At 72.2% G+C, this 14,655-nt stretch carries 11 protein-coding genes; 5 read left to right on the top strand and 6 right to left on the bottom strand.

The genetic code is table 11. From position 1 onward, the window contains the following. Positions 1–308 precede the first annotated feature (308 nt). Genes DMH08_RS20480 through DMH08_RS20495 form a run of 4 tightly spaced genes read right to left on the bottom strand, consistent with a single transcriptional unit; the run spans position 309 to position 4,260 of the window. Positions 309–914, bottom strand: coding sequence for a GTP-binding protein (locus DMH08_RS20480; protein ID WP_026401183.1), 606 nt, complete (start codon positions 912–914; stop codon positions 309–311). Beyond that, on the bottom strand, positions 895–1,299 hold the full coding sequence (locus tag DMH08_RS20485; RefSeq protein WP_026401184.1) for a DUF742 domain-containing protein: 405 nt from the start codon (positions 1,297–1,299) through the stop codon (positions 895–897). The genes DMH08_RS20480 and DMH08_RS20485 overlap by 20 nt, the downstream gene beginning before the upstream one ends. 1 nt (position 1,300) lies before the next feature. Next, positions 1,301–1,738, bottom strand: coding sequence for a roadblock/LC7 domain-containing protein (locus DMH08_RS20490; RefSeq protein ID WP_026401185.1), 438 nt, complete (start codon positions 1,736–1,738; stop codon positions 1,301–1,303). After that, positions 1,735–4,260, bottom strand: a complete 2,526-nt coding sequence (locus DMH08_RS20495) for a sensor histidine kinase (RefSeq protein ID WP_125617054.1) — start codon at positions 4,258–4,260, stop codon at positions 1,735–1,737. Before DMH08_RS20495 ends, DMH08_RS20490 begins: the two co-directional genes overlap by 4 nt. Before the next feature lie 319 nt (positions 4,261–4,579). On the opposite strand from DMH08_RS20495, the gene DMH08_RS20500 reads away from it, so the two are divergent. Further along, entirely contained in the window at positions 4,580–5,419 is an 840-nt protein-coding gene (locus tag DMH08_RS20500; protein WP_125617057.1) for a sirohydrochlorin chelatase, read from the top strand. A 114-nt stretch (positions 5,420–5,533) separates the two neighbouring features. On the opposite strand, the gene DMH08_RS20505 is transcribed toward DMH08_RS20500, so the two are convergent. After that, positions 5,534–6,337: an enoyl-CoA hydratase/isomerase family protein gene (locus DMH08_RS20505; RefSeq protein ID WP_026401188.1), complete on the bottom strand. Its 804-nt coding sequence runs from the start codon at positions 6,335–6,337 to the stop codon at positions 5,534–5,536. A 4-nt stretch (positions 6,338–6,341) separates the two neighbouring features. Continuing rightward, positions 6,342–7,244, bottom strand: coding sequence for an SDR family oxidoreductase (locus DMH08_RS20510; protein WP_026401189.1), 903 nt, complete (start codon positions 7,242–7,244; stop codon positions 6,342–6,344). A gap of 246 nt (positions 7,245–7,490) precedes the next feature. On the opposite strand from DMH08_RS20510, the gene DMH08_RS20515 reads away from it, so the two are divergent. The 4 genes from DMH08_RS20515 (at position 7,491) to DMH08_RS20530 (ending at position 14,591) form a co-directional block, all read left to right on the top strand. Next, positions 7,491–8,531, top strand: a complete 1,041-nt coding sequence (locus tag DMH08_RS20515) for an NAD(P)H-dependent amine dehydrogenase family protein (RefSeq protein ID WP_125617060.1) — start codon at positions 7,491–7,493, stop codon at positions 8,529–8,531. 41 nt (positions 8,532–8,572) lie between these two features. Then, on the top strand, positions 8,573–9,463 hold the full coding sequence (locus tag DMH08_RS20520) for a glutathione S-transferase family protein (protein ID WP_026401191.1): 891 nt from the start codon (positions 8,573–8,575) through the stop codon (positions 9,461–9,463). A 79-nt stretch (positions 9,464–9,542) separates the two neighbouring features. After that, positions 9,543–10,214 carry an AIM24 family protein gene (locus DMH08_RS20525; protein WP_026401192.1) on the top strand — a complete coding sequence of 224 codons (672 nt, stop codon included), beginning with the start codon at positions 9,543–9,545 and terminating at the stop codon, positions 10,212–10,214. 693 nt (positions 10,215–10,907) lie between these two features. Beyond that, positions 10,908–14,591 carry a multifunctional oxoglutarate decarboxylase/oxoglutarate dehydrogenase thiamine pyrophosphate-binding subunit/dihydrolipoyllysine-residue succinyltransferase subunit gene (locus tag DMH08_RS20530; protein ID WP_026401193.1) on the top strand — a complete coding sequence of 1,228 codons (3,684 nt, stop codon included), beginning with the start codon at positions 10,908–10,910 and terminating at the stop codon, positions 14,589–14,591. Positions 14,592–14,655 lie beyond the last annotated feature (64 nt).

The raw sequence follows: 14,655 nt of genomic DNA on the forward strand, positions 1-14,655 counted from the left end.
GGCTTGGGCTTGGGCGGGCATGGGGGCGGTGGCCTTGGCGGGGGCCGAGAGGGCCGCCGCCGAGGCCGCCGCCGGGTACCGGCGTGCGCGGGCCGCGAGGGGGCGCGCCGCTGCGTCAGGCGTTGCCCCGGCCCGAGGGGGCCGGGGCCACGGCTATCGCGACCGGAGGCAGGTTCGAGCTTGCGAGAACCTGATCGCGCGGCGAGCCCTCGGACGAGTCGGAGCGATGCGGCGATCGCACCGCGGCGCCCGTTGAGGGAAGGCCCCCCGGGGCCTGACGCCGAGGGCGACGCCGGTGAAACGTGACGCTAATGAGATGCGACGCGCTGGGTGCTCATGGTTCGCATGATGTGTTCGACCAGGGTGATGAGGACGCGCTTGGCGTCCTCCCGGTCCCGGACGTCGCAGGAGATCACCGGGACGTCCGGCGGCAGGTCCAGGGCGTCGCGGACCTGTTCGGGCGGGTGGTGGCCCGCGCCGTCGAAGCGGTTGACCCCGATGATGAAGGGGACGCCGCGCCGCTCGAAGTAGTCCACGGACGCGAAGCAGTCGGCGAGCCGGCGGGTGTCGACCAGCACGACCGCGCCGAGGGCGCCCTTGGCCAGTTCGTCCCACATGAACCAGAAACGGTCCTGGCCGGGGGTTCCGAACACGAAGAGCACCAGGCCGTTCGGCAGCGTGATGCGGCCGAAGTCCATCGCGACGGTCGTCGTCGTCTTCTGGGCGACGGCGCTGGTGTCGTCGATCCCGATGCTCTTCTCGGTCAGGGACTCCTCGGTGCGCAGCGGCCGGATCTCGCTGACGGCGCTCACCAGGGTGGTCTTGCCGACGCCGAAACCACCGGCGACCAGGATCTTGACGGTCAGCGCGGAATCGCCCGCCGAGGCGACCGCGTCAGAGCGCACGGATTCCATCGATCACTTCCTTGAGTACGCGCTCGCTGGGGAACTGCGCCACCGGCGCGGGGCGTCGAACCTCGATCAGCGAGTGGTCGAGCAGGTCGCCGAGAAGGACCCGGACGACTCCGAGGGGAAGTTCCAGATCCGACGCTATCTCGACAACCGACAACGGGGTGCGGCAAAGCTCCAAGATCATGTCATGTTCCGGCTCCGGGGCCCACCCGGACGCGGGGCCGCGGTCGTCCTCCCGGTCGCCCGGGCGCGGTGCGGCGACGATGAGGGCGACCATGTCGAACTGGTCGGCGTCGTCGTGGTGGGTCCGCCCGCCGGTGAGCGCGTACGGGCGGACGACGGGCCCGGCCGCGTCGTCGTACCAGCCCGCCCCCTCCGAGCGTTCCATGTCACCCGCCGCCCGGCTCGACCGCGGCGACGCGGGGGTCGGCCGACAGGTGCTGGCCGACGCGGGTGACGAGCATGGCCATCTCGTAGGCGATGATCCCGAGGTCGGCGTCGGCGTCGGCGAGCACGGCCAGGCACGCGCCGCGCCCGGCGGCGGTGACGAACAGGAACGACGACTCCATCTCCACGATGGTCTGCCGGACCGGGCCGCCGCCGAACGACTCGCCGGCGCCGCGGGCGAGGCTCTGGAAGCTCGCCGCGACGGCCGAGAGGTGGTCCGACTCGTCCTCGGCCAGTCCGCGGGACGCGGCCATGCGCAGCCCGTCGCTGGACAGCACCACCGCGTTCTGCACGGGCGCGACACGGTCGACGAGGCTGTCGAGCAGCCAGTTCAGGCCGCCGCCAGCGGGCTCCGCGCCGGAGTGCTGGGCATCTGTCATGGGGTGTCGTCCTCCTGGTCGCCTCGGTTCTGCGAAGTCTGTTCGTCCGCCGCCGACTCGTCCCGGCCGCGCTGCCAGCCCTGCTGCATGGCCGACATCATGGACCGCAGCGCCTCGGGCGAGCGCGCCCCGTCGGGCCCGTCGGCGGGGACGGGCGCGGACAGCGGCGCCTCCGGCGGCGGTGCGGCGTGCCGGCCGACGGACGGCGGCGCGGACCACGCGGGCGCCGGAGGCGGCGCCTCCGGCGGCGCGGCGGGTTCGGGGGGCGTGCGGCCCTGGGCGGCGAGGTGGGCGTCGACGCGCTCCTTGAGCTGCGGCGCGAGGTGCGTCTGCCGCCTGCGCTTGGGCAGTTCGCCGTCCTTCAGCGGCGGCTCCGGCTCGGGCGGCGGCTCCGGGACGGGCTCCGGCCGGACGGGCTCCGGCGCGGCCTCCTGCCGGACGGGCTCGGGTTCGGGCTCCGGCGCGGGCTGCGGCCGGACGGGCTCCGCCTCGGCGACGAGCCGGACGACGCCGCCCGTCTCCTCCGCCGGGCGGGCGCCGGCGGCCAGCGCCGCGGTCGGCTGCTGGATCGCGGGCATCGGCCCGCTGCTCCTGCGCTGGAGCCGCTCCTGCTCGGCGGGCTCCACCAGGAGGGAGGCGGGGATGAGCGCGATGGCGGTCGTGCCGCCGTACGGGGACGGCCGCAGCGTGACCTTGACGTCGTGCCGTGCGGCGAGCCGCGCGACGACGAACAGGCCGAGCTGGGCGCTGTCGGTGGGGTCGAACTCGGGCGGGTCGGCCAGCCGGGCGTTCGCGGCGCGGATGGCCTCCTCGGTCATGCCGAGCCCGCGGTCCTCGACCTCGATCGCGAACCCGTTGGCGACGGGGTGCCCGCTGACCCGCACCGGCGACTGCGGCGGCGAGAACGTGGTGGCGTTCTCCACGACCTCGGCCAGCAGGTGGACGACGTCCGCGACGGCCGAGCCGAGCAGCGAGACGCGCGGCAGCGGCTGCACCCGGACCCGCGGGTAGTCCTCGACCTCGGCGACCGCGCCGCGCACGACGTCCACGAGCGGGACGGGACGGCGCCAGCCGCGGCCCGCGGTCTTGCCCGCGAGGATCACCAGGCCCTCGGCGTGCCGGCGCATGCGGGTGGCGAGGTGGTCGAGGCGGAACAGGTCGGACAGCTCGGCCGGGTCCTCGGTGCGGCGCTCCATCGTGTCGAGGAGGCTGAGCTGCCGGTGCAGGAGGGCCTGGTTGCGGCGCGCGAGGTTCACGAAGACCTCGCTGATGCCGCGCCGCGCCGCGATCTCGCCCTCGGCGGCGACGATCACGGCTTCGTGGGCGCGGTCGAAGGACTCGGCGATCTGCCGGACCTCGTTGATGTGGAAGTCCTCGTCGCGGAGGGTGCGGGCTTCGGCGGGGCGGCCGGCGCGGATCTGCTCGGCGAGCCGCGGCAGCCGCCGCTGGGTGAAGTCGACGACGGCGTCGGCGAGGGTGCGGCACTCGCGGACGAGCCGGCGGGAGACGCGGGCGGCGATGAACACCGACAGCGCGACCGCGAGCAGGCCGAGCCCGGCGGCGGCGCCGAGCCGGACGAACACGTCCGTCGCGATGCCGCGGGCCCGGGCGGTGAGGTCGTCCAGGACCCGGTTCTCCAGGCGGAACAGTCCCGCGTTGGCGGCGTCGGCGGCGGCCCGCCAGTCGGCGAGGGCGACGGGCGGCGCGGCCCGGTTCGCCGCCGCGTTGCCGGCCGCGGCGGTCGCGGGGGCGCCGCGGACGACGCGGTCCTCGAGCTGCCGGAAGCGGCGGAGCTCCTCGGACGCCGCGAACTGCTCGAACTGCTCGCGCCCGCCCTCGGGGAGGTTCTTGACGTTGTCCTCGTACAGGTACCGCTGCGCTCCGACGAGCTGCGCGAACTCGCCGCGCTCGGTGGCGGTGAGGCGCCCGTCCGCGAGGGCGGCGGTGAGCAGCGCGTCCTCGCGGGCGAGGAACTCGCGGGCGCGGCCCATCAGCACGAGCGTCTGCGCGTCGGCGGTGATCTCGCCGTTGCCGGGGGTCGTGGCGGTGTAGACGGCGAACCCGGCGTCGATGAGGGAGGTGTAGTCCCGCAGGACGGTCGCGCGGTCGTCGGTCGCCTGGTCGACGCCGGCGCGGACGGCGTCCAGGGACCGCAGTTCGCTCACGAGCGCGTCCCACCGGCCGACCACCTGCGGCAGGAGGTCCTCGCGCAGGCCCTCGTCGCGGGCGCCCGACGCCACGAACGCGGCGGCCCGGTCGGTGGCGAGCCGCTGGTCGCGCAGCTCCGGCCCGCCGTTGCCGATCGCGGTCATCGACAGGCGCCGCTCCTTCTGCAGCGCGTCGATGAGCCGCTGCGTGGGCTGCACCGCCTTCTCCTGGAACGCCCGCGCCTGCATGAGCTGGTTCGCGTCGCCGTAGGTGACGGCGGTCAGGAACGCCCACAGCGACGCGACGGCCAGCAGCGGCGCGAGGACCAGCAGCGTGATCCGCGACCGGATGGAGGAGAAACGCGAGGTCGTCACGGTCGACAGCCCCTGCTCACGGGTTCGGGTCTCGGCACTCGGGGGTGGAACATGCGGGGGGAAACCTCCCGATGCGTCGTGTACGGGGGTCTGCGGAGCCTACTACGTCACGGGTTCGGGGTGATCGGCGACCGAGCGTCATCAGACCGGTGTCAGCGTCCCGTTACGGAGGGTTCCCGCGATGATAAAGGGACCGGTCAATTCCCCCGCAACCCGGTACTACGCATCTGTCTCCCCTCCCTCACGACAGGGTCACAGATACCGGCTTCATCAGGCCGGGACGCCGACAGGTGCGGCGCGGGACGTTACGATGCCCGCCGTGAGTCCCGAAAGCCAGGCATCCGAGGCACTTCCGTCGCGACGCCGCCGCACCCCCCGCGGCGGCCGCCACCGCGGCGACGAGTCCTTCCTGCTGCCCCCCGGATCCCCCGCGCTGGTCCTGGCCGTTCCCGGCGCCCGGCGCCCCGGTACGGAGATCGCGGACGAGCTCGCCCGGCTCGTCGAGATCGAGCACACCGGCCAGCGCGCCCACGTCGGGCACCTGGAGGGGGGCGAGGCGTCCCTGCACGGGGTCCTCGCCGGGCTGCCGCGGCAGGAGGGGGAGCTCGCGGCGGTGGTGGTCCCGCTGTCCACCGGTCCCGATCCGGCGCTGGACGACGCCGTCCGCGCGGCCGTCGCGAACGCGCCGGTGCCGGCCGTCGCCGCCGAGCCGCTGGGCCCGCACCCGCTGATCGCCGAGGCGCTGCACGACCGGCTCGCGGACGCCGGCCTGGCGCGCGCCGACCGGATCCGGATGATGACGATGGTGACGGCCGCGTCCGGGTTCGTCGTCGCCACGCCGGGCGGCCCCGACGCGGTGCGGCAGGCGGAGGTGACCGGCGTGCTGCTGGCGTCCCGGCTGGCGGCCCCGGTGTTCACGGCGTCGCTCGCGGACGAGGCCGCGGTGAAGTCCGTCGCGGACCAGCTCCGCGCGACCGGCGCCGCGTCGGTGGCGATCGCGCCGCACCTGATCGGCATCGAGCCGGAGACGGCGTACGTCGCGGCGGCCGCCGAGGCCATCGGGGCCGGGTACGCGGCGCCGCTGGGCCCGCACCCGGCGCTGGCCCGCCTCGCCGCGCTCCGCTACGTCGAGGCGCTCGCCACGGCTCTCGCCGACTGAGCGGCCCGCGGGACGCCGCGGGGCCTCCGGGCCCCACGCGGCCGCAGGGGGCCGGAGCACGCGCGACGCGAGGGCCGCGGCGGGACGACGTCCCGCCGCGGCCCTCGCGGTCTGTCAGCGGTTCTTGAACTCGGGGCGGCGCTTCTGGAGCGTCGCGGCCATGCCTTCGGCGAGGTCCTCGCTGAAGAACGCGAGGGTCTGCACGCCCGTCTCCGCCGCGAGCTGGCGCCGCAGGCCGGGGGCGTCCAGCGCCATGTTGAGCAGTTCCTTCGTGCGCCGCAGCCCGTACGGCGACTTGGTGAGCAGTTCGTCGGCGAGCGCGTGCGCGCCCGCGAGGTCCCCGCCCTCGTCGACGATCTCGGTGAGCAGCCCGAGGTCGAGAGCGCGCGCCGCGTCCAGCCGCTGCGCCCGGTAGGAGATCTCGGCGGCCTTCGCGGGGCCGACGAGCCGGGGCAGCAGCCAGGACAGCCCGCAGTCCCCGGCCGACAGGCCGAGGTCGGTGAACGGGACGACGAACCGGGTGGTCGGGTCGGCGACGCGCAGGTCGCAGGCCAGCGCCCACGACACGCCCATCCCGGCGACCGGCCCGTGCAGCGCCGCGATCACCGGCTGCGGGATCTCCCGGAGCCGCGCGGTGACCTCGCCGCCGTTCGCGATGCCCCGGTAGAGCCGCTGGACGCGTCCCTCCGCGGCCTCCGCGCCGTCGTCCGCGCCGCCGCCCTGGATGTCCATCCCGGAGCAGAACCCGCGGCCCTCGCCGGTGAGCACGACGACCCGGGTCGCGGGGTCGCGCATCAGGCCGTTGAGGACGTCGAGCATCTCCTCGGTCAGCGCGCCGTCGACGGCGTTGAGGCGTTCCGGGCGGGCCAGGGTGATCGTGAGGACCCCGTCCCGGCGGTCGAGCTTCAGCCCGCTCAACGGCTCAGGAGGTGAGCTGCTTGATGAGCGGCCCCATCTGCTCGCCCACGTTCTTGAAGACCGTGAGCGGGTCGCCGGAGTTGATGGCCGTCCAGTTGTCCCGGACGTCCTCCACCGACAGCGTCGACTTCTGCCCGTAGCCGGGGCCCTCCGCCACGAAGATCTTGGCGATGCGGCCGCCGCCGACCGTGTAGACCTCGCCGGAGTCCTCGACGCTGTCGTGCACGAGGAAGGCGACCAGCGGGGTGACCTGGTCGACGCCGAGCTTGTCGGCGAAGTCGGCGGGGAGGAGGTCCTCGGTCATCCGGGTCCAGGCGACCGGGGCGATCGCGTTGGCCTTGATGCCGTACTTGGCGCCCTCCTGCGCGAGGGTCTTGGTGAAGCCGACGAGGCCCATCTTGGCCGTCGAGTAGTTGGCCTGGCCGAAGTTGCCGAAGAGGCCCGCGGGGGACGAGGTGTTGACGATCCGCCCGTAGCCCTGCTCGCGCAGGTGCGGCCAGGCGGCGCTGGAGACCAGGAACGAGCCGCGCAGGTGGACGGCGATGACCGCGTCGAACTCCTCCGGGGTCATGTTCTTGAACGACTTGTCGCGCAGGATGCCCGCGTTGTTGATGACGATGTCGACCTTGCCGAACGTGTCCAGCGCGGTCTGGACGATCGCCTGCGCGCCCTCGGGGGTGGCGACGTTGTCGGGGTTGGCGACGGCCTCGCCGCCGTTCTTCTTGATCTCGTCGACGACCTGCTGCGCCGGGCCGGCGTCGGCGCCGACGCCCGAGCGGTCGCCGCCGAGGTCGTTCACGACGACCTTCGCGCCGCGGGAGGCCAGCTCCAGCGCGTGCTGCCGGCCGAGCCCGTGCCCCGCACCGGTCACGACCGCGACCCGGCCGTCGTAGCGCAGTTCCGCCATCTGTGTCTCCTCACATCGAGCACCGACTACGCCCCCAGGTAATCACCCGGGGGTTACCCAGTGGTACCACCTAACCGAATCCCGCTCGGGAGCGGCCCCCGTGAATCTTTCCCACCGGGGTGGGACCTCAGTCCCGCGTACATTGGGACACGAGGGAAAGTTGCGTCATTTGCCGCAATTCGCCGGAGCCTCGGCGTAGTCTCCTGCCCCATCGGCTCGCCCGTACGACGCCGCGAGGAGCAGCCCATGACCTCTTCCGACCGCCCGTTCCGCGTCGTCCAGTGGGCCACCGGCGCACTCGGCCGCAGCGTCATCCGCGGTGTCCTCGACCGCCCCGACATGGAACTGGCCGGCGTGTGGGTGCACACCCTCGCCAAGGAGGGCTCCGACGCGGGCACGCTCGCCGGGCGCCCGCCGACCGGCGTCCTCGCGACCCGCGAGCTCGACGACGTCCTCGCCCTGGACGCCGACTGCGTCGTCTACGCGCCCGGACGGCCCCCGCTCGACGACATCGACACCGTCTGCGCCCTCCTCGCCTCGGGCAAGAACGTCATCTGCACCAACGGGCTCGTCTACCCCGCGGCCCACGGCCCCCACCTCGTCGCCGAACTCGAGCGGGCGTGCAAGCAGGGCGGCACGTCCGTCCACGGCACCGGGTTCAACAGCGGCTTCATGGCCGACGTCCTCCCCCTCCTCCTCGCCCGGCTGGTCCGCCGCATCACGCACGTGTACTCCCGCGAGTGCTCCGACCTGTCCCGGCACCCGTCCTGGGGGATGGTCCACCACATGCTCGGGATCGGCCGGGACGAGGACGCGTTCCTGCGCTCCCTCCGCCCGGCCCGCACCGCCATGCGCGCCCTCTACTCCGAGTGCCTCCACCTCGTCGCCGCCGGCCTCGGCGCCGACCTCGACGAGATCGACGTGGACGTCGACCACCGGCTCGCCGGAACCGACCTGGACATCGCCGCCGGCCGCATCCCGCGCGGCACCGTCGCGGCGGCCCGCTGGACGTTCAGCGGCCTCATCGGCGCCCGTCCCGCGATCACCGCCGAGGTGATCTACAAGGCCGACGCCGCGCGCGTCCCCGACTGGGGCGAACCGGGGCACTCCGTCCGCGTCGACGGCCGCCCGGCCCTCGCCCTCACCACCGACGACGCCTGGGTGTCCGACGACGTCTCGGCCGCCGCCGCGCACGCGCTGAACTCGATCCCCGCCGTGTGCCGCGCCGCCCCCGGCGTCCGTACTCATCTGGACCTTCCGGTCTTCTCCGGACGCATGCAGATCTGACTATCGTGGCGAGCAGAACCTTCTCCGAAGGAGGAATCGGCATGTCCGTGCAGGAGGTCGAGGGCGGCCGGTTCGTCCGGCAGCCGAACCGCTTCACCGACCGCATCACCGCCGACGGCTCGTCCGGCTACCCGGCCGAAACCGGCCGCTACCGGCTGCTCGTGTCCTACGCGTGCCCGTGGGCCCACCGCACACTGATCGTCCGCCGCCTCCTCGGGCTGGAGGACGCCGTCGGCGTCGGCGTCGTCGACCCGATCAGGGACGAGCGCGGCTGGCGGTTCCCCGAGCGCGACCCGGTCACGAACGCCGAGTTCCTCTCCGAGCTCTACCTGGCGCGCGACCCGTCCTTCGAGGGCCGCTACACCGTGCCCTGCATCTGGGACGCCCGCACCGAACGCCTCGTCACGAACGACTTCCCGAACATCACGACGATGTTCGAGACGGAGTTCACCGCGTTCCACCGCCCCGGCGCGCCCGACCTCTACCCAGAAGCCCTCCGGCCCGAGATCGACGAACTGAACGACCTCGTCTACCGGACCGTCAACAACGGCGTCTACAAGGCCGGCTTCGCCACCTCCCAGGACGCGTACGAGGACGCCTTCGACGCCCTCTTCGCCACCCTGGACACCCTGGAGGAGCGCCTGGCCGACCGCCGGTTCCTCTTCGGCGACGACATCACCGAGGCGGACGTCCGGCTCTACCCCACCCTCGCGCGCTTCGACGCCGTCTACTACTCGCACTTCAAGTGCAACCTGCGACGCCTCACCGACTACCCGAACCTCTGGGCCTACGCGCGCGCCCTGTACGCGATCCCCGCGTTCGGCGAGACGACGGACTTCGACCACATCAAGCGGCACTACTACGTGACGCAGCGCAACATCAACCCGTCCGGCGTCGTCCCCAAGGGGCCCGCGATCGCCTGGGACGAATGATCACGGCCTGGTCACCACTGTCCCGACCCATCGTTATGCTGCGGAACCGGCAGATAACCCGCACCGAGAGGCCCCGACCATGCGCAGCCAGTTCTTCGGGAACATGGACCAGGGACAGCAGCTCCCCGGCCACTTCGCCCTCCAGAACTCCAAGATGCTCCGGATCCACCTCAACGGCGACGTCCTGGCCCGGCAGGGCTCGATGGTCGCCTTCCAGGGGCAGATGGACTTCGACTACGAGGGCTCCGGAGGCATGGGCAAGTTCCTCAAGAAGGCCCTCACCGGCGAGGGCGTGCCCCTGATGCGCGTCCGCGGCCAGGGCCTGCTGTTCGTCGCCAACGACGCCGACGACATCCACCTCTTCTACCTGGAGAACGAGGGCCTCACCGTCAACGGCTCCAACATCCTCGCCTACGACTCCCACCTCCAGTCCGACATCCAGCGCGTCCAGGGCGCGGGCATCGCCGCGGGCGGCCTGTTCAACACGACCCTCCAGGGCACCGGCTGGGTCGCCCTCACCACCCACGGCACCCCCGTCATGCTCGACTGCGGCCGCGCCCCCACCTTCGCCGACGGCCAGTCCGCCGTCGCATGGAGCACCACGCTCCAGGTCGGAGTCAACAAGACCTTCAAGGCCGGCGCCCTCATCGGCCGCGGCAGCGGCGAAGCCATGCAGCTCGCCTACCAGGGCCAGGGCTTCGTCCTCGTCCAGGCCAGCGAAGGCCCCACCGTCGCGCCGCACACTCACTGAGCGGCGCCTCGGCGTCGGGCCCTGGGGTCCTCCTTCACCGGCGCCACTGGCGATTGCCGCATCGCTCCGACTCGCCTGGCGGCTCACGTGCTTATTGCAAGACCCTCGGCGTCAGGCCCCAGGGGGCCTTCCTTCAACGGGCCTTGCTGCGATTGCTGCATCGCTCCGACTCGCCTGGCGGCTCACTGCGCGATCAAGTTCTCGCAAGCTCGAACTTGGCTTCGCTCGCAATCGCGGTGGCGCCGGTCGCCTCGGGCTGAGGGAGCGGTGGCCGGGGACGTACCCCTCACGCCGACGCCGAGGGTTCTGGGGTCGGGCTGATGTGGCTGCTATTGCGACGTTTCAAACCGTGACCTTCGTCACTTTTTTCGGGGGGCGTTCTCGGGTGAAGGCGAGTGCCGGGGTTTTCCGGGGAGGCGTGGGTGCGCTCCCCGGCCGACACCTCGCCCACCCGGATGGCCGGGCCGCCGCGATCGCGGGCGACGCCAGGGGCGGGCGGAGTGAGCGCCCGATCGCGAGGGCACCTTCCGGGCGACGCGGCGATCGCAGGCGGCGCCCGTTGGAGGAGGGCCCCCGGGGTCTGGAGCGGAGAGTGGCGCGATCCACGCAGCCGGGGACGGCGCAATAAACACGCGATAGCCTTGACACGTCTCAACACTTACCTGCGAGCTGCGGAAGAGGGCGATCTCCGCCGTGTCGACAGAGTCGTCGCAACCTAGTGCCGACCCGAAGATGACAGATTTCGGCGCCAACGAGTGGTTGGTCGACGAGCTGTACCAGAAGTACCTCGAAGACCCGAACTCGGTTGACGAAGCCTGGTGGAACTTCTTCGCGGACTACCAGCCGGACAGCCGGCCTGCCGCGAGCACCCCGGGCCCGTCGACGGGCGCCGCGGCCCCCAAGGGCGCGAACGGCACGGCGGCTCCGCCGACACCGAAGCAGCAGCCGCCCGCCAAGCCGGCGCCGAAGGCCGAGAAGAAGCAGCCGGCGCCGCCGCCGGTGCCGGCGGGCGCGGAGGAGGTCAAGCTCCGCGGCGTCGCGGCCCGGACGGCCACCAACATGGAGTCCAGCCTGGCGGTGCCGACCGCGACCAGCGTGCGCGCCGTCCCGGCGAAGCTGCTGATCGACAACCGCATCGTCATCAACAACCACCTGAAGCGCGGGCGCGGCGGGAAGGTCTCCTTCACGCACCTGATCGGGTACGCGATCGTCAAGGCGCTCGTGGCGATGCCCGAGATGAACGCGTCGTTCACCGAGGTGGACGGCAAGCCGGTGCTGGTCCGGCCCGAGCACGTGAACTTCGGGCTGGCGATCGACCTGCAGAAGCCGGACGGGTCGCGGCAGCTCGTGGTGCCGAGCATCAAGGCCGCCGAGACGCTGGACTTCCGCCAGTTCTGGGCCGGCTACGAGGAGATCGTCCGCAAGGCCCGCGGCAACAAGCTCACCCTGGACGACTTCCAGGGGACGACGATCAGCCTGACGAACCCGGGCACCATCGGCACCGTGCACTCGGTGCCGCGGCTGATGCCCGGCCAGGGGACGATCATCGGCGTGGGCGCGATGGAGTACCCGGCGGAGTTCGCGGGCGCGTCCGGCGAGACGCTGTCGCGCATGGGGATCAGCAAGGTCATGACGCTGACCTCCACCTACGACCACCGGATCATCCAGGGCGCGCAGTCCGGCGACTTCCTGCGCCGGATCCACGAGCTGCTGCTCGGCGAGGACGGCTTCTACGACGAGATCTTCGAGGCCCTGCGCATCCCGTACGAGCCGGTGCGCTGGGTCAAGGACATCTCGGCGACGCACGAGGACGACGTCGCCAAGGTCGCGCGCGTCCACGAGCTGATCCACGCCTACCGGGTCCGCGGCCACCTGATGGCCGACACGGACCCGCTGGAGTACAAGCAGCGCCGCCACCCGGACCTCGACATCCTCAAGCACGGGCTCACGCTGTGGGACCTGGAGCGCGAGTTCGCGACGGGCGGGTTCGGCGGCAAGCCGACGATGCAGCTGCGCGACATCCTCGGCGTGCTGCGGATGGCCTACTGCCGGACCGTCGGCATCGAGTACATGCACATCCAGGACCCCGAGGAGCGGGCCTGGATCCAGGAGCGCGTCGAGGTCCCGCACGACAAGCCGTCGCGTGAGGAGCAGCTGCACGTGCTGCGGCGCCTCAACAACGCCGAGGCGTTCGAGACGTTCCTGCAGACGAAGTTCGTCGGGCAGAAGCGGTTCTCGCTGGAGGGCGGCGAGTCCGTCATCCCGCTGCTGGACTCGGTGATCTCCGCGGCGGCGAAGGCCAGCCTGGACGAGGTCGTCATCGGCATGGCGCACCGCGGCCGGCTGAACGTGCTGGCGAACATCGTCGGCAAGTCCTACGGGCAGATCTTCGGCGAGTTCGAGGGCAACCTCGACCCGCGCAGCGCGCAGGGCTCCGGGGACGTGAAGTACCACTTGGGGGCGTCCGGCGACTTCGTCGCCGACGACGGCTCCAAGATCCACACCGAGCTGGTCGCGAACCCGTCCCACCTGGAGACGGTCGACCCGGTGCTGGAGGGCGTCGTCCGCGCCAAGCAGGACCTGCTGGACGTCGGCGAGGCGGGCTTCAGCGTGCTGCCGATCCTCGTGCACGGGGACGCGGCGTTCGCGGGGCAGGGCGTCGTCGCCGAGACGCTGAACCTGTCGCAGCTGCGCGGCTACCGGACGGGCGGCACCGTCCACGTGATCATCAACAACCAGGTCGGGTTCACCACGGCGCCCGAGTACTCGCGGTCCAGCGTGTACTCGACGGACGTGGCGCGGATGATCCAGGCGCCGATCTTCCACGTCAACGGGGACGACCCGGAGGCGTGCGCGCGGGTGGCGCGGCTGGCGTTCGAGTACCGGCAGACGTTCAAGAAGGACGTCGTCATCGACATGGTCTGCTACCGGCGGCGGGGCCACAACGAGGGCGAGAACCCCTCGTTCACGCAGCCGCTGATGTACGACCTGATCGACGCGAAGCGGTCGGTGCGCAAGCTGTACACCGAGGCGCTGATCGGCCGCGGCGACATCACGGTCGAGGAGGCCGAGCAGGCGCTCCGCGACTACCAGGAGCAGCTCGAGCGGGCGTTCACCGAGACCCGCGAGGCGGTCAAGAAGCCGCTGGAGCCGGGCTCGGTGGTCAAGCCGGACGTCGAGGAGAGCATCCCGATCGACCACAAGTCGGCGGGGACCGCGATCCCGGTGGAGACGGTCAAGCGGATCATCGAGACGCAGGTCACGCTGCCCGAGGGCTTCACCGTGCATCCGCGGCTCCAGCCGATCCTGCAGCGCCGCGTGCAGTCGATCGACGACGACGCGATCGACTGGGCGACCGGCGAGCTGCTGGCGATGGGCTCGCTGCTGATCGACGGCCGCCCGGTGCGGCTCGTCGGGCAGGACACCCGGCGCGGCACGTTCGGCCAGCGGCACGCGGTGCTGGTGGACCGCAAGACGGGCGAAGAGTACACCCCGCTCAAGCGGTTCGACCAGGGCGTGTCGAAGTTCTACGTGCACGACTCGCTGCTCAGCGAGTACGCGGCGATGGGCTTCGAGTACGGCTACTCGATGACCCGCCCGGACGCGCTCGTGGCGTGGGAGGCCCAGTTCGGCGACTTCGCGAACGGCGCCCAGAACATCGTCGACGAGTACATCTCGTCCGGTGAGCAGAAGTGGGGCCAGCACTCCAGCGTCGTGCTGCTGCTGCCGCACGGCTACGAGGGCCAGGGGCCGGACCACTCGTCCGCGCGCATCGAGCGCTACCTGCAGCTGTGCGCGCAGGACAACATGACGGTGGTCTACCCGACGACCCCGGCGAACTACTTCCACCTGCTGCGCTGGCAGGTGCTGTCGGGCCGCGGCAAGCCGCTGGTCGTGTTCACGCCGAAGTACCTGCTGCGGCTCAAGGCGGCGATGTCGAAGGTCGCGGACATCACCGACGGCGCGTTCCAGCCGGTCATCCCGGAGAGCGACCCGGCGATCGAGGCGAAGAACGTCCGGCGGGTGCTGCTGACCACCGGCAAGATCTACTACGAGACGGTGAAGGCGCGGGAGGCCGCCGGCGCCACCGACACCGCGATCGTGCGGGTCGAGCGGCTGTACCCGCCGCCGGTGGACGAGATCAAGGCGGAGCTCGCGAAGTACCCCGCGGACGTCGAGGTCGTGTGGGTGCAGGACGAGCCGGCGAACATGGGCGCCTGGCCGTTCATGGCGCTGAAGCTGCCGCACCACATCGAGGGGCTGAAGATGTCGCGGGTGTCGCGCCCGGCGTCGTCGTCCCCCGCGGTGGGGTCGGCGAAGCTGCACCAGGCGGAGCAGGACGCGCTGATGGCGCGGCTGTTCGGCGAGCAGAAGTAGCGGAACGCGGCACCCGAGGGCTCCGGCGCGCGCGCCGGGGCCCTCGGCGTCCCTGGACATAGAG

This window comes from Actinomadura sp. WAC 06369 (genome assembly GCF_003947565.1).
Lineage (GTDB): Bacteria > Actinomycetota > Actinomycetes > Streptosporangiales > Streptosporangiaceae > Spirillospora > Spirillospora rifamycini.